The 17180-nt window shown below is 56.8% G+C and carries 21 protein-coding genes and 1 pseudogene; 12 read left to right on the plus strand and 10 right to left on the minus strand.

Annotation, left to right across the window (positions count from 1 at the left end; all coding sequences use genetic code 11):
* Window positions 1-36 precede the first annotated feature (36 nt).
* The 4 genes from AC0V61_RS06480 to AC0V61_RS06495 all read left to right on the plus strand — a co-directional run bounded on the left by AC0V61_RS06480 (window position 37) and on the right by AC0V61_RS06495 (window position 3143).
* Window positions 37-2043, plus strand: a complete 2007-nt coding sequence (locus tag AC0V61_RS06480; RefSeq protein ID WP_486156451.1) for a ribonucleoside-diphosphate reductase subunit alpha — start codon at window positions 37-39, stop codon at window positions 2041-2043.
* A 167-nt stretch (window positions 2044-2210) separates the two neighbouring features.
* Complete coding sequence (locus AC0V61_RS06485) at window positions 2211-2582, plus strand: PilZ domain-containing protein (RefSeq protein WP_486156452.1); 372 nt, start codon at window positions 2211-2213, stop codon at window positions 2580-2582.
* Window positions 2583-2660: 78 nt separating this feature from the next.
* The gene (locus AC0V61_RS06490; protein WP_486156453.1) at window positions 2661-2846 is read left to right on the plus strand and encodes a hypothetical protein; all 186 of its coding nucleotides are present in this window, start codon (window positions 2661-2663) and stop codon (window positions 2844-2846) included.
* A 9-nt stretch (window positions 2847-2855) separates the two neighbouring features.
* Window positions 2856-3143, plus strand: coding sequence for a hypothetical protein (locus AC0V61_RS06495; protein WP_486156454.1), 288 nt, complete (start codon window positions 2856-2858; stop codon window positions 3141-3143).
* A 6-nt stretch (window positions 3144-3149) separates the two neighbouring features.
* Here the strand turns inward: AC0V61_RS06495 and AC0V61_RS06500 are convergent, their stop codons facing one another.
* The 4 genes from AC0V61_RS06500 to AC0V61_RS06515 form a co-directional block, all read right to left on the minus strand.
* Complete coding sequence (locus AC0V61_RS06500) at window positions 3150-4109, minus strand: phosphatidate cytidylyltransferase (RefSeq protein ID WP_486156455.1); 960 nt, start codon at window positions 4107-4109, stop codon at window positions 3150-3152.
* Window positions 4106-4717 (minus strand): lysophospholipid acyltransferase family protein, encoded by a 612-nt coding sequence (locus AC0V61_RS06505; RefSeq protein ID WP_486156456.1) that lies wholly within the window; start codon window positions 4715-4717, stop codon window positions 4106-4108. Before AC0V61_RS06505 ends, AC0V61_RS06500 begins: the two co-directional genes overlap by 4 nt.
* Window positions 4714-5370 carry a CDP-alcohol phosphatidyltransferase family protein gene (locus AC0V61_RS06510; RefSeq protein WP_486156457.1) on the minus strand — a complete coding sequence of 219 codons (657 nt, stop codon included), beginning with the start codon at window positions 5368-5370 and terminating at the stop codon, window positions 4714-4716. Before AC0V61_RS06510 ends, AC0V61_RS06505 begins: the two co-directional genes overlap by 4 nt.
* Before the next feature lie 145 nt (window positions 5371-5515).
* Window positions 5516-6082, minus strand: coding sequence for a hypothetical protein (locus AC0V61_RS06515; protein WP_486156458.1), 567 nt, complete (start codon window positions 6080-6082; stop codon window positions 5516-5518).
* A 284-nt stretch (window positions 6083-6366) separates the two neighbouring features.
* Here AC0V61_RS06515 and AC0V61_RS06520 point away from each other — a divergent pair, with 284 nt between their 5' ends.
* Window positions 6367-7407 (plus strand): ribonucleotide-diphosphate reductase subunit beta, encoded by a 1041-nt coding sequence (locus AC0V61_RS06520; RefSeq protein WP_486156459.1) that lies wholly within the window; start codon window positions 6367-6369, stop codon window positions 7405-7407.
* A gap of 140 nt (window positions 7408-7547) precedes the next feature.
* On the plus strand, window positions 7548-8186 hold the full coding sequence (locus AC0V61_RS06525; protein ID WP_486156460.1) for a hypothetical protein: 639 nt from the start codon (window positions 7548-7550) through the stop codon (window positions 8184-8186).
* 393 nt (window positions 8187-8579) lie between these two features.
* On the opposite strand, the gene AC0V61_RS06530 is transcribed toward AC0V61_RS06525, so the two are convergent.
* The 5 genes from AC0V61_RS06530 to AC0V61_RS06550 all read right to left on the minus strand — a co-directional run bounded on the left by AC0V61_RS06530 (window position 8580) and on the right by AC0V61_RS06550 (window position 11542).
* On the minus strand, window positions 8580-8972 hold the full coding sequence (locus tag AC0V61_RS06530; RefSeq protein WP_486156461.1) for an endonuclease domain-containing protein: 393 nt from the start codon (window positions 8970-8972) through the stop codon (window positions 8580-8582).
* Window positions 8973-9214: 242 nt separating this feature from the next.
* The gene (locus AC0V61_RS06535; RefSeq protein WP_486156462.1) at window positions 9215-9910 is read right to left on the minus strand and encodes a hypothetical protein; all 696 of its coding nucleotides are present in this window, start codon (window positions 9908-9910) and stop codon (window positions 9215-9217) included.
* A gap of 167 nt (window positions 9911-10077) precedes the next feature.
* The gene (locus AC0V61_RS06540; protein WP_486156463.1) at window positions 10078-10443 is read right to left on the minus strand and encodes a DUF4870 family protein; all 366 of its coding nucleotides are present in this window, start codon (window positions 10441-10443) and stop codon (window positions 10078-10080) included.
* Between the two features lie 95 nt (window positions 10444-10538).
* Window positions 10539-11105, minus strand: a complete 567-nt coding sequence (locus tag AC0V61_RS06545) for a thermonuclease family protein (protein WP_486156464.1) — start codon at window positions 11103-11105, stop codon at window positions 10539-10541.
* Between the two features lie 95 nt (window positions 11106-11200).
* Window positions 11201-11542 (minus strand): BufA1 family periplasmic bufferin-type metallophore, encoded by a 342-nt coding sequence (locus tag AC0V61_RS06550; protein WP_486156465.1) that lies wholly within the window; start codon window positions 11540-11542, stop codon window positions 11201-11203.
* A gap of 217 nt (window positions 11543-11759) precedes the next feature.
* On the opposite strand from AC0V61_RS06550, the gene argB reads away from it, so the two are divergent.
* From argB to AC0V61_RS06580, 6 genes and pseudogenes are all read left to right on the plus strand, one after another.
* On the plus strand, window positions 11760-12665 hold the full coding sequence (argB, locus tag AC0V61_RS06555; RefSeq protein ID WP_486156466.1) for an acetylglutamate kinase: 906 nt from the start codon (window positions 11760-11762) through the stop codon (window positions 12663-12665).
* A gap of 134 nt (window positions 12666-12799) precedes the next feature.
* Window positions 12800-13093: a YggT family protein gene (locus tag AC0V61_RS06560; RefSeq protein ID WP_486156467.1), complete on the plus strand. Its 294-nt coding sequence runs from the start codon at window positions 12800-12802 to the stop codon at window positions 13091-13093.
* A pseudogene (gene folD, locus AC0V61_RS06565) lies at window positions 13090-13982 on the plus strand (bifunctional methylenetetrahydrofolate dehydrogenase/methenyltetrahydrofolate cyclohydrolase FolD). The gene AC0V61_RS06560 and the pseudogene folD overlap by 4 nt, the downstream one beginning before the upstream one ends.
* Window positions 13983-14013: 31 nt before the next feature.
* Window positions 14014-14787, plus strand: a complete 774-nt coding sequence (locus AC0V61_RS06570) for a hypothetical protein (protein WP_486156468.1) — start codon at window positions 14014-14016, stop codon at window positions 14785-14787.
* A gap of 16 nt (window positions 14788-14803) precedes the next feature.
* Window positions 14804-15430: a MarC family protein gene (locus tag AC0V61_RS06575; protein WP_486159469.1), complete on the plus strand. Its 627-nt coding sequence runs from the start codon at window positions 14804-14806 to the stop codon at window positions 15428-15430.
* 57 nt (window positions 15431-15487) lie between these two features.
* Entirely contained in the window at window positions 15488-16552 is a 1065-nt protein-coding gene (locus tag AC0V61_RS06580) for a serine hydrolase domain-containing protein (protein WP_486156469.1), read from the plus strand.
* 5 nt (window positions 16553-16557) lie between these two features.
* Here AC0V61_RS06580 and AC0V61_RS06585 read toward each other — a convergent pair whose 3' ends face one another.
* Window positions 16558-17169, minus strand: a complete 612-nt coding sequence (locus tag AC0V61_RS06585; RefSeq protein WP_486156470.1) for an LON peptidase substrate-binding domain-containing protein — start codon at window positions 17167-17169, stop codon at window positions 16558-16560.
* Window positions 17170-17180: the final 11 nt, after the last annotated feature.

Consider the following 17180-nt stretch of genomic DNA (forward strand, 5'->3'; position numbering starts at 1 on the left):
CCCGCCCGATTCGACGTGACGTAAAATGGGGCAATGATGGAATTTAAAGCAGGTGACGAAGTGCTGAGCGATGCTGAAACAAGTGACGCGGCCCACACTGAAGAGAAAGCGCAAAAGGCGGTTGCAATGGAAAAAGCAGATGCAGGCAGCGATGCCCTAATCGCAGAGAAAAGCGCTGAGGCGCTGGGCAATGCTGTGGCAACAGCGGCCAAGGCAAATGTTGATGAAAGCAAGAAGGTCAATGACCGCCGGTTCGATGTCCAGATCGACGAATCGCGCGATGCGAACCTGACGGAATTCGGCAAAGAAACGCTGACCGATCGTTATCTCCTGCCGGGAGAGAAGTATCAGGATCTGTTTGCGCGTGTCGCGGATGCCTATGCTGACGATGCTGAGCACGCGCAGCGCCTGTATGATTATATCTCGAACCTGTGGTTTATGCCTGCGACCCCAGTTCTTTCAAACGGTGGCACCAGCCGGGGTCTGCCGATCTCGTGCTATCTCAACTCAGTGAGCGACAGCCTTGAGGGCATCGTCAACACCTGGAATGAGAACGTGTGGCTTGCTTCAAAAGGCGGCGGCATTGGCACCTATTGGGGCAATGTGCGCGGCATTGGTGAGCCGGTTGGCCTTAACGGCAAGACCAGCGGCATCGTGCCTTTTGTGCGCGTTATGGACTCGCTTACTCTCGCAATTTCGCAAGGTTCGCTGCGCCGCGGTTCGGCGGCGTGTTATCTCGATGTGTCGCACCCTGAGATTGAGGAATTCCTCGAAATCCGCAAACCCTCGGGCGACTTCAACCGTAAGGCGCTGAACCTGCACCACGGCGTGCTTCTCACCGATGAGTTTATGGAAGCGGTGCGCGATGGGGCTGAGTTCGAGCTCAAATCCCCCAAAACACAAGAAGTGCGCGGCAAGGTTGATGCGCGCTCACTGTTCCAGAAACTGGTCGAAACCCGCCTTGCAACCGGCGAGCCCTACATCGTGTTCAACGACACGGTGAACCGCATGATGCCAAAGCACCACCGCGATCTGGGGCTGAAAGTCTCCACCTCGAACCTGTGCTCTGAAATCACGCTGCCAACCGGTATCGACCACCTTGGCAATGACCGCACGGCTGTGTGCTGCCTCTCATCGCTCAACCTTGAGAAATGGGATGAGTGGAATGGCGACAAGCAATTCATCGAAGACGTGATGCGCATGCTCGACAACGTCCTCCAAGACTATATCGACCGCGCACCTGATGAGATGGCCCGCGCAAAGTATTCCGCTGAGCGTGAGCGTTCAGTTGGCCTTGGTGTGATGGGCTTCCACTCCTTCCTGCAATCGAAGGGGCTTGGCTTTGAGAGCGCAATGGCAAAAGCCATGAACCTCAAAATGTTCAAGCACATCCAAGCCAAGGCCTCGGAAGCCTCGATGCTTCTTGCACAAGAGCGCGGACCATGCCCTGATGCAGCAGATATGGGCGCGATGGAGCGGTTCTCGTGCAAAATGGCAATCGCGCCAACCGCGTCGATTTCGATCATTTGCGGCGGCACCAGCGCTTGCATCGAGCCGATCCCGGCGAACATCTACACCCACAAGACGCTCTCGGGCTCCTTCATCGTCAAGAACCCATATCTTGAGAAACTGCTCGATAAGAAGAGCAAGAACTCGGCCAATGTGTGGAACTCAATCCTTGAGAAAGGTGGCAGCGTTCAACACCTTGATTTCCTCAGCGATGAGGAAAAGGCGAGCTTCAAAACCAGCTTTGAGATTGATCAGCGCTGGCTGCTCGAATTTGCAGCGGACCGCTCGCCATATGTCGATCAGGCTCAGTCGCTGAACCTCTTCATCCCGGCAGACGTCGATAAGTGGGACCTCATGATGCTGCACTTCCAAGCGTGGGAGAAAGGCATCAAGTCGCTCTATTATCTCCGCTCAAAATCAGTCCAACGCGCAGGCTTTGCTGGCGGCGTTGAGGCGGACAATACAGCAGATGCGGCGAAATTTGAGCTTTCCGCCGAGCAGACCGACTATGAGGAATGCTTGAGCTGCCAGTAACCAAACGCTCGTAACCCCCTTGAGGGCAAGGCAATTTCTATCCCCCGCCGGGCATTTAGTCCGAGCGGGGGTTTTCTTTAACTTCTTCTCAGCCGTCATTCGGCAAACTTGTGTTAACTCCTGATAGCTAACGTCACAAAATGTATCGTAGCCACAGAGAGCGAAACATGCGTGCGTTGATCAAAAAGGACATCATCACGAGGGGTTCTGAGCGAGTTCCCTCTCGTGCGAAAGGGACCTGCAAGACAGATCGCGGGTATCAGTGGGATGTTTCTTTCCAAGACCTATCGAGTGGGGGCTGCCGCGTCGATGACCCTAATGGCGGAATGGGTCTTGGCGCCTTTGTCAGCCTTATCATCGCAGGCACCGGGCCTCACAAGGCTGAAGTCGCATGGCGTCAAGGCGACCGTGTTGGTCTTGAGTTCATGCGCCCCCTTCCCCCGCGCGTGTTCAAGCATTTGGCAGCCGAGGAATGGCAGCTAGCCAGCGAAGCGCTAGACACAGACAGTACAAACTATCCCATCCGCCGCATGTGCTAAGCGCTGTACGAGGCGGTTGCCGCTCGCACTAGACGGCAAAATGTGTCAAACCTTCGTTCAAGAGGATCGGAGGGATCAATGACACCGGAAATCTGGGTAGGGATTGGCGGCACAATTGTGCTGTTGGCTTTTATCATCAACGGAGTGCGGCTTTCGCGCGGGCCTGAGGGTCACGCGGCGAACGCGGGCCGATTGCACACGGTAATGGGCGGGATTGCGCTTCCGTTCATGTGGCTTGCGGTGGTTGCCGCTGCCAATATGTGAGGCGGGACTGTGCGCGCGGCCCGTGTCCTTATCGCTCTAACGCTCGCATTTGCGGTTTCAGCCTGCGCAAGCCAGATCGATGCAGGGGTAAGCGCTGACCCGGAAGCGCCAGGATTTCTCTGGGGGCTTTGGCATGGGTTTATTTTCCCATACAGCTTTATAGGCTCGGTCTTTAACCCCGACATTGCGATCTATGCCGTACCCAATTCTGGGGGCTGGTATGACTTTGGGTTCTTTCTTGGCCTGACCGTTCTTGGTGGTGGTAGCTTTTTCGGTGCAAAGCGGCGCGCGGATTAAAACGCCTCAAGGCACAAAGAAGTAATGAACGAGGTGGAAGAAGACAGGCGCCGAAAAGCTCACCGAATCCATCCGGTCAAGCGCGCCGCCGTGCCCTTCGATCATCGTGCCCCAGTCTTTTGCGCCAAGCGAGCGTTTCACCGCTGAGAGCACCAGACCCCCGGCAAATCCAGCGAGCACAATGGTGAGCGCAAGGAGCGCTGCCTCCCAAGGGGCAAAGGGCGTGATCCAGAACAATGCAGCGCCAATGGCGGCAGCGGACAGACCTCCTCCGATGAGGCCCTCCCATGTCTTTGCCGGGCTCACCCGGGGGGCGACCTTGTGTTTGCCAAAAAGCTTGCCGAACACATATTGCAGGACGTCCGAGATCTGCACCACGGTGATGAGGAAGAAGAGAAGCAGGAAGTTGTTCGTGTATCCCGGAATGTCGAGCAGCAACAGCGCGGGCGCATGGCTGATGCAATAGACACCCAGCATCATGCCCCATTGGATCTTGGCAGAGCGCGCGAGGAAGTCTTGGGTCTCGCCTTTGAGCACCGCAAGCAGCGGGAGCAGCAAGAAGGCCCAGACCGGGATTAGGATCGAGAAAAGCGACTGCCAGTCTGTAAATATCAGCCAATATTGCAGCGGGATAAAGAGGTAGAAGGCGGCAACGGTTGCGGTGTGATCTTCGGCCCTCGTTGGCGTCAGCGACAAAAATTCGCGCAGCACAAAGAAGCTGGTGAGCGCGAAGAGCACGATGGTGACCCCCTTCCCAAACACAAAGGCAACCGCGAAAATCGCGATCATGAACCACCAGGCTTTGATGCGTTGGTTTAAGTTTTGGACCGTTGCAATGCCGCCCTCACTGCGCACGCGCTTTGATAGGACGAAACCCACAGATGAGGCGAAGGCGAGAAGCACAAAAACCCCGCCAAACAGCGTCGCCATAGTTGGGTCGATGGTGAGATTTAGGTCCGGCATCATGCGTCCTCTCCCGCTAGCGTCAGGATCGCCTTTTGCGCTCGCGCGAGAAATGCAGCTTTGTCTTCACCCTCTTCCAGCCGAAGCGGCTCGCCGAAATGCGCGGTCGAGCTGATCGGGGCGGGCAGGATTGCGCCTTTGGGAAATGCGCGCGCGAGGTTGGTGAGGTAAACGGGCACAAGCTCGGCCTCAGGAAAATCCTGCGCCAAATGATAGAGCCCTGACTTAAACGTCCCCGGAAGCGCCTCGGCTCGGCGTGTGCCCTCGGGGAAGATGATCAGCGACCTGCCTTGCTCAAGCACTTCACACAAGGGTGCGAGCGGGTTTTTGCTGCCGCTGCGCTCAACCAGCACGGCGTTCAAAACTTTGAGCGCAACAAAGCGTTGCACCGCCCCGCCGCCCCAATAGTCGGCTGCAGCGACAGGATGCGTCGTCTCACGCAGATATCCGGGCAATGCGCCGCACATAATGATCGTGTCCATATGGCTTGCGTGATTGGCGAAATAGATGCGCTGCTTGGTGGATGGCTCACACCCGGCCCAGCGCGCCTGCCCGCCGACAAGCAATTTGGCCGCGCCGAACAGCGCCTCGCCAACCAAACGCGCGATCATTCGCCCGCTTCCTCGACGCGCAGGAGATTTGCGATGCGGTGCAGGCGAATGGCGCAGGTAAGGACGCTGCCAACAACGATAAGCCAGAGCGCCACCAAAACGATCTCAGAGCCTGAAATCACAAAGCTTCCAACGGCACTGCCATGCCAGAAGAAGGCCGCAACTGCCGCCACGGTGAGCACAAACATCCTATGTTGCTTTGCCATTGGCCCGACAAAGTCCTGCTCAAACCCCAGCGATCCACCAAGCGCGCGGATATAGGCCGTCCCAAAAGCCAGAACGGTCGCGCCATATCCCAGCTCCGGCGACCCGCAGGCATACCCCGCCCCAATCAACAAAAGCGCATCCTCAATCCGGTCGGGAAACTCATTGTAGAGCGCGCCCGTCGCAGAGGATTTGCCCTCCTCCACCGCCACCAGCCCGTCGAGCATATTGGCAAGCAGCCGCAGCTGTATCCCCAGCGCCGCGCCAAGCCAGAGCCAACGGCTCCCTTGTGGCGCTTGGATAAACGCCCAAGCGCCCGCAGCGGCAAACCCAATCCCGATCACCGAAATCGCATTGGGAGTAAGGCCCACCGTCGCCAAGCCCTTAGCCAGGCCCCTCGCCCATCCTGCGCTGCGCGTGGCAAGCGGGCGCCTGTTTTGCGTTGTCATTTGGTGTGATCCCCTCACCGTTTCGTCAGTGATATCAGGGTCAGCTTACCGCGTGAGGCGATTAAACAAAAGCTTGTGCCAAAAAGAAAAAGCCGCCCTGCACCATTGGTGCGGACGGCCTCTTCATACCGGGTGGGGAGCGGATTTACTTCGACAGATCGTCGCTGTTTCGCTCTGCCGGGTTCCAGTCCTTTTCAAGGATAGGCTCTACAAGTCCGCCGCCTTTGAGGCCAAACGCGGTGTCGGCGGCGCTCGGCTCGGGGCCTTCTTGCAAGCTGTATGGCTCGGCGCGCTTGTTCATACCTTGCGCATCAGCGCTCATATTCGTCGTCACTTGAGCACCACTGTCCGACGAGGTCTCGCCATCATCACTCAGACCATAGGCGTCTTTCGCCTTATCCAGCAGGTCGCTCATCGTGTTCGATCCGGGCAAAAGCGATGCCATCAGTTCGCCGGGCGTCTTCGTGCCAAGGTTCACAAAGCGCGGGGCCTTGTCCACTTCCGCGTTCACTTCCGGCGCCGTGGCTCCCACTTTAAGCTCGGTGCGCTCCAGCGTGCCGATCACGCTGTCTGGCGCATCATCACTGCGATAAATCGGTTCTTGCGGGCCGGTGCGATCAGGCTCCATCGCGTTGCCGCTTTGGGTGAGCGTAATGTTGCGGCTGTCGCCTGTGGGGAATGGGCCTTTGATCGGATTGTCGTCGAGTGCCATGGAATTGCTCCTGTGGTTTGTGTTTCACATGCGCCGCGAGTTTCGGGGAAAGCGGCGCGGGGTTCACGTGACGTATGGGTAGGAGCGCCCAATGGTTCCGAAATCGCTAGACTGGGAAAAGCGCAAAAAAATTCTACGCAGAGTTACGAGGTCTTCCCTCAGGCCGACTCGGTTCGACTCAGAATATGCACGGTTTATCCCCGGCGAATCATACATGCTTGCCTTCGGAATCGTACTTCGTTCACCTATATAGGTCAGCTACCTCAAACACAGGGATCCACTACATGTCGTTGCTCGAAGCCCGTAACACCTACAAGCCGTTCCAATACCCTTGGGCTTACGAGTTCTGGAAACGCCAGCAACAGATCCACTGGATGCCCGAAGAAGTGCCTCTGGGTGAGGATTGCCGCGACTGGGCGCAAAACCTCACCGAATCAGAGCGCAACCTGCTCACGCAAATCTTCCGCTTCTTCACGCAGGCCGATGTTGAGGTGCAGGATTGCTATCACGACAAATATGGCCGCGTGTTCAAGCCGACCGAGATCAAGATGATGCTCGCCGCGTTTTCCAATATGGAGACGGTGCACATCGCGGCCTACTCGCACCTGCTCGACACCATCGGCATGCCTGAGAGTGAGTACAGCGCCTTCCTCGATTATGAGGAAATGGCCGACAAGCACAATTACATGCACCAGTTCAGCGTCGACACCGATGAGGATATTGCCCGCACGCTCGCCATGTTTGGCGGGTTCACCGAAGGGCTTCAGCTGTTTGCGTCTTTCGCCATGCTGATGAACTTCCCGCGCCACAATAAGATGAAAGGCATGGGGCAGATCGTTTCGTGGTCTGTGCGCGATGAGACGCTGCACTGCGAAGGCATCATCAAGATGTTCCACACCTTCGTGGCAGAGCGCGACTGCCTGACCAAGGCCGTCAAAGAAGACATTATCGACATCTGTCAAAAGACCGTGCGTCTTGAAGATGCGTTTATCGACCTCGCCTTCGAGATGGGCCCGGTTGAGGGTATGACGGCGAAGGACATCAAGAAATACATCCGCTACATCGCCGACTGGCGTCTGGGTCAGCTGAACCTGCAACCGATCTACATGATCGACGAGCACCCGCTGCCCTGGCTCTCACCCCTGCTTAACGGTGTCGAGCACGCCAACTTCTTCGAAACCCGCGCAACCGAATATTCGAAAGGCGCCACTAAAGGCGACTGGAACGATGTGTGGTCGAGCTTTGATAATCGCCAGAAGGCTAAGGCTGCGAATGAGGAAGAGGTCGTGAGCGACGGGCCGGATATGTTTGAAGCGGCGGAGTGAATACTCAAATTTCCTGAAATGTCTGGGCAGAGAGACTTTTGTCTTTCTGCCCTTTTTCTTATCTTCGCTCAAATCATTGGCTGCCAAGAGCGCGCTCCGAAAGGCTCCTAGGCGATCAGTTTATTGTGAGGAGGGCGAAGATGAATAACTATCGAAGCAATGAGTGGGTGAAATTGGGGGAACGTCGTGCTGCTCGCAAGTTGAAGGCGGCTTTACGCGGTGATCACCCTCTAGCGCGGATTGACAAACGTCAATGCCACACTTGGATGCGCGAGGACTGTGCTCAATATGACACCGCGAGAGAGGCGCGCGAGGATAGCCTCATTGGTGTCGTCATTCAAATAGCCTCAGCTGCTTTGCTCGCTATCCCTGGTCTTATCTTTGGAGTTTCAAAACAGTTCCCCAACTTTTCCGAGGCTCCTTTTATCCATTTGGGTTTAGCAGGGTTCTTCTTGAGTCTGCTCTTGGCAATGGGTGAGCAATTGCTTTCGTCAAATGCCTATAGCCGTAGAAGGGATATTGCGATCCGTTACTATCAAAAGTTGAGTACAAAAGTATCTGATCCAACATTTGCATTTTGGACAAGAGTGTGCAGGTATTCTGCTTATGGACTATTTGTGATTTCACTTGCCGTGTCTGCAATTGCGATCAGCTTGTACGAGGATACTAGCAATGCCGAACAACGACCCGCCGCCGCCACCACCTCCCCCACCACCGCCACCTCCCCCACCACCGCCACCTCCCCCGCCGCCACCGCCGCCGCCGCCGCGGATCGATGAAGGGTATACGAAGCGATCAGATCCACGAGACATTCTACCACCGCCTGACGACTAAGAAGGAGTTGGTGGCTGCTCCAACTCAGTTTGTTGAATGAACGCCCCTCCCGCTTGCGGGAGGGGTTAGGGGTGGGCTTGGCTTGGTCGGAGACCTCGGGAAATTGCCAACCTTCCTGCAAGATAATCAGCCCACCCCGTTGCGACTAGCGGCCCTTCGACAAGCTCAGGACTCGCAAGTTTCACTGCCGCTGGCCCTGCGGGCCGTCTTCGACTCCCGGTGAACGGGAGGGGTGAAGGAGAGAAGTGCCCACTTTGCTGCGACAGGATCGGCCCACCCCGTGCGACTAAGCAGCAAGCTGCTAAGTCTTCCGACCCTCCCGCAAGCGGGAGGGTTTTTTATAGGGCGCGCATTTCTTCGATCTTCGAACGAATTGCTGTGATCACGCCTTCGATGTTGTCGCGCACCTCGGAGTTGGTGAAACGTAGCACTTCGTAGCCTTCGGCCTCCATCCAATGATCGCGCGCAACATACCGCTCAAGCGCAACATCGAGGCTGTGGCCGTCTAGTTCGATCACCAGCTTGAGTTCTCGGCACAGGAAATCGGCATAGTACGGCCCGACCGGCATTTGGCGGCTGAACTTTGCGCCTTGCTGGCTGCGGGAGAGGTGTTCCCACAGGGCGCGCTCAGCCGGTGTGGCTTCGCGGCGTAGGGTGCGGGCGCGTTTGGTGTTGCGTGAGTGCCAGCTGGGCATGTTGGGATGTTGGCCCACCTGCTGGGATTTGCCCACCCCCAACCCCTCCCGCAAGCGGGAGGGGAGTAAGAGGCACACCTTTCCTACAACACGCCTCGCCCGCTAGACTTGGCGGCATGACGTGCACCGTTCTTGCCCTCTTTTTGCTTCCTGTAATCCATCATTGGAGAGGCAAACGGTTTTCTGCCCCAGGATAGTGTGCCAAGTGTGCCAAACTTTGCGGATTTTCGCTCGTTTTCAGATGCTTGGTGGAATTTCAACTCCAACAGGGTCTGCAGCTACTCATGACCCCAAGCAGGCGGAGGTGCCTCGACCTCTTCGCTAAGGTCAAACTCCACCCGGAACAGGCGGTCCTCGGGCGCGCCGCCTTCGACGGTGCGTTTGAGTTGGTAGACATATTTGCCATCCTGCGTGCCAGCCGGGTCAACCTCAACCGACCACACATTGGTGACGGAGGCCTCGTAACCCTGCTCGCCAAACATATCGATGGAGAACTGATCAACCGGGAAGCTCTGCACACGCGCGGTGCCATCGTCAGAGGTGTCGCCGCCGTACTGGGTGAGCTTGTCTTCAAAGCCATCCTTGTGGCGGTGGTCATGCTTCAAGCGCAGGCCAAGCTGCGTTTCGCCCTCACCGCTCATATGGGGCACAGCCAACCGCGTGATCACCCAAGTGCGCGAGCGGTCCCACTCGGGTTCACCTGCGTCATTGGGCAGCTCCACATGAAAAGGCACAGCGATCCGCTCGTCCGAACACTCAGACACATGCATGACCATGGGGGCCCCTACAAAATCCGCATCCGCCGCGTCGTCGCTTACGAGGCTCCCGGCATAGGCCTTGCCGCAGTGGCTCGACAACGCTTGCCAAAACTCGTCCTGCGCGGATGGGATTGCGGGCGGTTCGGTCTCAGCAGTGCAAGCCGATAGGATGAGCGGAGCGCTAAGGAGCAACGCAAGCTTTGAGGTGTGCTTCATGAGAAGCGCTATAGGGGCAAGGCCCGCGCTTTCCTACTGCTGCTTGCCGATAGTAAAGAAGCGGGATGCAACCCGTGATTGCCCTTCCCGCTTCCGTGCCCTTCGCAAAGGGTTTGCACCCGTCCAGATTTCGCCCCCTGGACAGTGTGCCAAGTGTGCCAAACGCCTCAGAAAAGAAGCGTGCCGGGGTCTGGCATAGGCTGTTGTTTCTGGGCTTTGAGGAGGCTGAGCACGCTGCGAACGATGATCCAGATGATGATCAATGGGAACAGGAATGCGCCTATCACGACCACGGTGAGGACCCCGGCGATGATGAAGGCGAGGAAGCCAAACCAGAAGGTACGGATGAGATAGGTGAAATGCGAGGCTGCCCAGCTCTCTTTGTTGTCGCCTTGCCAAACATGGGCAAGCACGATGCCAACAATACCGGTGATGCCGATTACAAAGCTGGCAAGATAGCAGATTGCGATGATGGTGGGCTGGTTAAAGTCGAAACCGCTGTTGGCGTTTCCGGTGTTTGTTGGCTCGTTCATGGCTGATCCCCCTTGATGGCCGTTTCGTTGTGCTGGCACTCTACGCATTGGTACAAGGTGGGCAAGCCTTTCCTTGTCACTGGGTTTGAGCACGATCAGCCATCACACCAATCAGGCGGCGGCTCACCCCAGCCTCTGTGTGCTGCAAGGCCGCTTGTGATCATGACTTGGGCAAGGGCTTCATATTCACCGCCGCCCAAGCCTCGCCGGGCAGCGCGCAGCTCTCGTCCGTATTTGTCACGCGGTGGGCTATCACTCCCGTTCCATTCAAACGAAGCCTCGTTGAGCCACTCTCGAAGTTTGGTCTTTGCAGCCAATGCCAACTGTTGTTCGGCCTCGCATTCACTGTTGAGTTCCGGGGCATCAAAGCCGGTAAAACGGATGCGGCGTTGCTGTGTTCCGCTTCCGATGAGCACTGTATCCCCATCAAGCACGCAGCCATCCTGGCGTGTGCCCTCACCGCAAATGGCAAACCGGTCGGTCACTTGGACCCAACCTTGTTCTTGCACGATGGGCCTAGCGATGAACCACCAGGCGAGCATGACGACAAGGGCAAGGGCAGGGACCCGCCACAAGACCCACCATTGGAAGACGCCCATCCCCAAAACCGATGGGGGTTTGCGGGGGCGCCGAAAGCGCGTTTTGGTTGGTCGTTTTGGCATGCGTCTAGTGCAGGCTAGCAGCCTAATGCGCGAGCACAAAAGAAAGCCGCCCGGTCGAACCGAGCGGCTTTCAAAATTGACTAATTGCGCTGCGATCAGCCGATGTTTGTCGTCTCTTCGAGAGAGCCAAAAGTGCCATCTGGGCGCTCTGTTGTCTCACAAGTGCCAGCATCAACATAAGCCCATGCGTTGCCTTGATAGTCGATTACCGATGTACCCGCACAGCTTGTGCCAGGACCAGCCTCGCAACCATTTTTACCAGCGAGCGAAATGCCGTAGCACTTCTCTTTTTCGCCGCCGCCAGAAGCAGCCAGAGCTTCGGCTTCGGTGTTTGCCGCGCCTTCTGAAGCAGGAGCTTCGGCGCCGCCTGAACAGGCCGCTGCCAGACCGGCTGCTGCAGCAAGGGCGATTGATCCTTTGAAACGTGTGGTATTCATGACTTTCCTCCATCCATCATTGAAGCTGGGCCCAAGTGTTGGCCCCAATTCATTCCCCGATTCGGATGGAAACAGCATTTGGTTACAAAGGAAAGGGCAAACTTTGAAAAATCCTTGTTTTTCGCCCTATAATTACGAGCTTGAGCGCGTGCTTTCCTCCAGCTCTTTATCCCGCTAAGCGCCCAATCAGATAAACGGGAAGAAAAGAGAAACCACCATGGGCACCCCGCTGACGCAAAATGCTGCACCCGATCTTGCTAAGGCCGAGGTGCTGATTGAGGCGCTTCCTTATTTTCAGCGCTATGCCGGGCGCACTTTCGTTGTGAAATATGGCGGTCATGCCATGGGCGATCCCGAAGCTGCGCGCGATTTTGCCGAGGACATCGTCTTGTTGCAGGCGGTTGGGATCAACCCCGTCGTCGTACATGGCGGAGGCCCGCAGATCGGCGACATGTTGTCGCGGCTCGGAGTTGAAAGCACCTTTGTTGACGGCCTGAGGGTTACCGATGAGGCAACGGCAAAAGTGGCCGAAATGGTGCTCTCAGGCGCCATCAACAAAGAACTCGTCGGTTGGCTTAGCAGTGCTGGCGGGAAGGCGCTTGGTCTGTCTGGGAAGGACGGCGGCCTTGTGTCCGCACGCAAAGTTACACGTACGACCAGAGACCCAGAGAGCCTGATCGAGAGCGTCGTGGACCTTGGCTTTGTAGGCGAGCCTGCTCATGTAGATACAGCCGTCATCGACACAGCGGTTGCCGCCGGCATGATCCCTGTAATCGCGCCGATTGCAGGTGGCGAGGACGGCGCGACCTACAACATCAACGCCGACACCATGGCCGGAGCAATCGCGGCAGCCCTTGGGGCTGCGCGATTGTTCCTTCTAACCGATGTCGCAGGGGTGCTGGGCAGCGATGGCGAGCTCCTCACTGATTTGCGGCCCGATGATATTGCGCAGCTAAAGGACGAGGGCGTCGTCAAAGGCGGTATGGTGCCCAAACTGGAAACTTGCGTCACCGCAGTCGAATCCGGTTGCGAGGCAGCGGTCGTGCTCGATGGGCGCGTGCCTCATGCGATGCTGCTTGAATTCTTCACCGCTAGCGGGGCAGGTACACTGGTGCAGGCGTAACCAAGGCGCTAAAGAACATCCCAAGGAAAATCCGAGGCTAGAAAAAGGCGTATTAGTCGGGTAATACGCTGGCTAAGGGACTCTAACAGCGCCTTGCCCACCGCGGGCGCTTGAAAAAAGGTACGACAAACAACATGCAAGGACTCGTTGCAGTTTATCAGATCATCGAGCTGTTGGTGAATGTCTTCGTGATGCTCATCATCGTTCAGTTCGTGATCGGCCTCCTTTTCACCTTCAATGTGGTGAACACGTCCAATCAGTTTTTGATGCAAGTGTATGAATCGATTAATCGTTTGCTCGATCCGATTTTGCGCCCGATCCGAAACATCATGCCACAGACAGGGGCGCTTGATCTTTCTCCATTAGTTGTGATTGTTGGCGCACAGGTCGTTTTGATCGTGCTCCGAAACATCCTGCTCGCAGCATGAGCGCCATCCGAATTGACGGCAAAGCCTTTGCCGCCTCGTTAAGAGAACGCGTTGGCAATCATGCGCTCGATTTTGCGGGCTCTGCTGGGCGTAAACCCGGCTTGGCCGTTGTGCTTGTAGGAGAAGATCCTGCAAGCCAGGTCTATGTCGGTTCCAAAGGTAAGGCGACCTTGGCTGCCAATATGGAAAGCTTCGAGCATCGCCTGCCAGCAGACACAAGCGAGGACGCTTTGCTCGCGCTGGTTGAGCAGCTCAATGAGGACGAAAGCGTCGACGGCATCCTAGTGCAACTGCCGCTGCCCGATCACCTTGATGAGCAGTCAATCATCGCCTCGATCAGCCCGGACAAAGACGTTGATGGATTCCATGTGATCAATGCAGGGCGACTTAGCGTTGGACAATCCGGCTTTGTGCCCTGCACCCCGCTTGGTTGCATGATGCTTTTGACCGATCGCTTGGGCGATCTTTCCGGCCTTGAGGCCGTGGTGATTGGTCGCTCCAACATCGTGGGCAAGCCCATGGCGCAGCTTCTGGTCGACGCCAACGCTACCGTTACGATAGCTCACAGCCGGACCAAGGATTTGGCAAGCGTCGTTAAGCGCGCAGACATTGTCGTTGCCGCAGTAGGTCGCCCCAACATGATCGGCAAAGATTGGCTCAAACCCGGTGCGACCGTCATAGATGTGGGCATCAACCGCCTCCCCCTGAACCAGGTAAGGAAAAAGGCAAGCTTGTGGGCGATGTCGCCTATGACGAGGCGAGCCAGGTTGCCGGTGCGATCACGCCGGTTCCAGGCGGTGTCGGGCCAATGACGATTGCCGTTTTGTTGAGAAACACATTGGTCGCAGCCCATCGCAATGCAGGGCTGCCGGTGCCAGAAGGCATTTGATTGCTTGGGCAGTACACAACGGAGAAGTTGAATGACACGCGCGTTGACCATCGGCATTCTTGCCAGCCTCGCAGTGTCGCTTGCCGCGTGTGCAAGCGGGCCTCAACGCGGGCCTTCCAACAAGGTCATTGAACGCGTGCTCGCCAAAGCGCCCGGCAAGGCTCAGCCCAGTAACGTTGTTGCCACTGAGATCGCTTATGCGAGAGCGGCCAAGGAACAAGGCTATGCTGATGCAGCGCTCGCTTATGCAGCGCCGGGTGCCCAAATCCACCTTCGCAATGGCGTGGTCCCGATCGAAGTCATCGCTCAGCCGCTTGAAGATGCAGGCCTTGAAAGCCAATGGGCGCCGCGCGTCATAGTGCAATCTTGCGATGGATCACTTGCCCTTAGCCAAGGGCGTTTTGTCGAAGGCGAGGGCAAGGTTGGCAATTACGTCACCACTTGGGTGAGGCAGGCAGATGGCGAGTTCAAGTGGACCTATGACGTTGCAGGTCTCGACAATCCTCAGCCCGAGCGCAAACGGCGACCGCAAATCGCAGACGATGCGATCGTGGTGACCGCCCTAGACCTCATCGAAGGCCTGATCGCAAGCTGTCCGCGCAAAGGAGAGACCTTGCCGCCTGCCCCCGCTATTCCAGCGAGCACGGGCGGCGCATCCGCCATGCAGATTTCACGCGACGGGACCTTGCGCTGGCGCTGGGAGCACCGCGAGGGCAATATGAAATATGTGACGGCTGACTATTACTTCGAGGGCAAATGGGTGACCGCCATCGAAGAAACGCTTGCATCTGCGCCTGGAGAGTGATCAAGGGCCGCAAATGCTGCCTGAACTCTTCATTTCTGCTTTCGTCACCTTGTTTGTGGTGATCGATCCGCCCGGATGCGCGCCGATCTACGCAGGCCTCACAAAGGAGGCATCCCCCGCACAAGCTCGCAACATGGCACTGCGCGCAGTGTGTATTGCGGCGGTGATCTTGATGATCTTTGCTTTTTTCGGCGAAGCTCTGCTTGGCGCCTTGCATATCAAACTCGACAGCTTCCGCATCGCAGGCGGCTTGATGCTGTTCTGGATCGCGTTCGAAATGGTGTTCGAAAAACGCACCAAACGCCGCGAAGATAGGGCGGATAAAATCAATGCCGACCCAGAGGTTGAGGACGTATCCGTCTTCCCCATGGCGATGCCAATGCTTGCAGGTCCAGGCGCGATTGCTGCCGTGATGCTGTTGATGAACGAGGCAGAGACGACGGCTGAGACGATTGAGGTGTTTGCAGCGCTCGGATCGGTCCTGCTCCTTACCGCTCTTGCATTGGTTGCCGCAGGGCCATTGATCCGGCTGCTGGGCGACAAGGTGGAGGCAGTGGTCACACGGCTCTTGGGTGTCCTATTGGCAGCGCTGGCCGCACAATATGTGATTGATGGGATCAAAGGGAACTTTGGCATCGTTTAAGGTTCATCGTGCGTTTCAATAGCGCCCGTTAGCCAAAACCTTGCAGGAGGGAAGGCTATGCGGTTCTGGAGTAGGGTTTGCGCGGGCCTCGCGTTTGTCTTTCTAAGCGCGCCTGCATCGGCTCAGCCCATCCCTGACCTTACCCTTGAAGAGCTAGAGACACGTATCGAAGCAGGCGAGCTTGGCAAGGTTCGCAGCTTGGCGCTCGAAGTGCGAGGACAGCTTGTTTACCGCAAGCGCTTTGGCAAGGGAGAACTTGGTGACCGGGTGGACATCAGATCCGCTGGCAAGTCGATCACCGCCCTAGCGGTGGGCGCTGCGATTGCAGATGGCGACTTACCGGGATTGCGCGTTCCTGTTTGGCCTTATCTTGGGTCTGAGCGCGGTGCGCCGTTCGATCGCATCACTGTGCAGGATCTCATGAACATGTCATCCGCCCTCGATTGCAATGATTGGGAGCGCAGGTCCCCGGGCCAAGAAGAGCGCATGTACAAAAAACGGGTGTGGCGCGATTTTGCGCTGGGTCTGCCGGCGCGCGAATATACCCGTGATGCGAGGGGCGTGGGTCCTTTCTCATACTGCACAGCAGGCGTGTTCCTGCTCGGGCAAGTGGTTGAAAAAGCGGTTGGTGAGAGGTTTGACCTTTATGTGCAACGCCGCCTCTTCGACCCGCTCGGCATTGATGGAGCAGACTGGAAAACCTCCAAAAGCGGCGAAATTCAGTCAGGCGGGCAGCTTACCATTTCTGATGAAGCATTGCTCAAAATCGGGAGACTGGTGCTGGACGGGGGCAGATATAATGGCGAGCAAGTCGTCCCCAAGAAATGGTCGCAAGGACTGTTGGAACCGGTGCACCAACTGGGCGAGCATGTCCATTATGGCAATCTGTGGTGGTATTCCGCAATCCGTTCCCAGCGGGGCTTCGAAGGAGCCGCCATGATGAAAGGCAATGGCGGCAATATCATCGCACTCGTGCCCGGCTTGGACGCAGTGCTCATTGTGCAAAGCGCGAATTACAACCGCAAGGGCGCCGAACGCAATTCCTTCATTGCTCTTACCACTATGCTGCGAACCGTGCCTGCGCCTCCTCCGGTGATAGAGGCTGTTACGCAAGGTCAATAACAGCGCTATTGCAGGGTTGTAATTTCGTCAGTGCCATCGCTGCGGCCGAAGAATTGCATCAATTGAACCAGCAACTCACAGCGATCTGAGAGCGTATTGGCCTCAAGCAAAGCCTGCTTTGATGCCGGATCAAACGGAGCAATTTGCGAGACACCATTGATGAGCGACATATCATCAAGGTTCTTCACCGAGTCCCAATCAACGCTGTAACCTTGCGCATCGGCAAATTCGCGCGCTTCTTGTTCAAAGCCGCCGCGCTGAGCGAAGCTGAGCGTCTCGTCTTCATCATCCTCAATAAACTCAGCCTCAACCTGCCGGAATGCGGTGGCGACATCCATTTCATGCAGCACTTTGAAGCGTGATTGGCCCTCAAGAATGAGGTTATAGCGGCCATCATCCATTGCCTCGATCTCGCCGATGCGCCCAACACATCCGATCGAATAAAGCGGTGCGCCGTCGATTGGGCGCTGGGGTTGGATCATACCGATACGCCGATCACGCACCAGAGCATCGCCAACAAGCGCGCGATATCGCGGCTCAAAGATATGCAAGGGCAACTGCAAACCGGGAAAGAGAACGGCGCCAGTTAAAGGAAAGATTGAGAGGCGTGTGGGCATGAGATCAACGC

It is taken from the genome of Erythrobacter sp. JB1-4 (assembly GCF_057365025.1).

What these genes read in the sequence shown, in the direction of transcription:
- AC0V61_RS06540 (WP_486156463.1), bottom strand. Translation starts at nt 10,443, where the DNA reads ATGAACGAGCCAACAAACACCGGAAACGCCAACAGCGGTTTCGACTTT.
- AC0V61_RS06535 (WP_486156462.1), bottom strand. Translation starts at nt 9,910, where the DNA reads ATGAAGCACACCTCAAAGCTTGCGTTGCTCCTTAGCGCTCCGCTCATC.
- AC0V61_RS06585 (WP_486156470.1), bottom strand. Translation starts at nt 17,169, where the DNA reads ATGCCCACACGCCTCTCAATCTTTCCTTTAACTGGCGCCGTTCTCTTT.
- AC0V61_RS06510 (WP_486156457.1), bottom strand. Translation starts at nt 5,370, where the DNA reads ATGACAACGCAAAACAGGCGCCCGCTTGCCACGCGCAGCGCAGGATGG.
- AC0V61_RS06550 (WP_486156465.1), bottom strand. Translation starts at nt 11,542, where the DNA reads ATGAATACCACACGTTTCAAAGGATCAATCGCCCTTGCTGCAGCAGCC.
- AC0V61_RS06580 (WP_486156469.1), top strand. Translation starts at nt 15,488, where the DNA reads ATGCGGTTCTGGAGTAGGGTTTGCGCGGGCCTCGCGTTTGTCTTTCTA.
- AC0V61_RS06570 (WP_486156468.1), top strand. Translation starts at nt 14,014, where the DNA reads ATGACACGCGCGTTGACCATCGGCATTCTTGCCAGCCTCGCAGTGTCG.
- argB (WP_486156466.1), top strand. Translation starts at nt 11,760, where the DNA reads ATGGGCACCCCGCTGACGCAAAATGCTGCACCCGATCTTGCTAAGGCC.
- AC0V61_RS06545 (WP_486156464.1), bottom strand. Translation starts at nt 11,105, where the DNA reads ATGCCAAAACGACCAACCAAAACGCGCTTTCGGCGCCCCCGCAAACCC.
- AC0V61_RS06500 (WP_486156455.1), bottom strand. Translation starts at nt 4,109, where the DNA reads ATGATGCCGGACCTAAATCTCACCATCGACCCAACTATGGCGACGCTG.
- AC0V61_RS06560 (WP_486156467.1), top strand. Translation starts at nt 12,800, where the DNA reads ATGCAAGGACTCGTTGCAGTTTATCAGATCATCGAGCTGTTGGTGAAT.
- AC0V61_RS06485 (WP_486156452.1), top strand. Translation starts at nt 2,211, where the DNA reads ATGCGTGCGTTGATCAAAAAGGACATCATCACGAGGGGTTCTGAGCGA.
- AC0V61_RS06490 (WP_486156453.1), top strand. Translation starts at nt 2,661, where the DNA reads ATGACACCGGAAATCTGGGTAGGGATTGGCGGCACAATTGTGCTGTTG.
- AC0V61_RS06480 (WP_486156451.1), top strand. Translation starts at nt 37, where the DNA reads ATGGAATTTAAAGCAGGTGACGAAGTGCTGAGCGATGCTGAAACAAGT.
- AC0V61_RS06505 (WP_486156456.1), bottom strand. Translation starts at nt 4,717, where the DNA reads ATGATCGCGCGTTTGGTTGGCGAGGCGCTGTTCGGCGCGGCCAAATTG.
- AC0V61_RS06515 (WP_486156458.1), bottom strand. Translation starts at nt 6,082, where the DNA reads ATGGCACTCGACGACAATCCGATCAAAGGCCCATTCCCCACAGGCGAC.
- AC0V61_RS06520 (WP_486156459.1), top strand. Translation starts at nt 6,367, where the DNA reads ATGTCGTTGCTCGAAGCCCGTAACACCTACAAGCCGTTCCAATACCCT.
- AC0V61_RS06525 (WP_486156460.1), top strand. Translation starts at nt 7,548, where the DNA reads ATGAATAACTATCGAAGCAATGAGTGGGTGAAATTGGGGGAACGTCGT.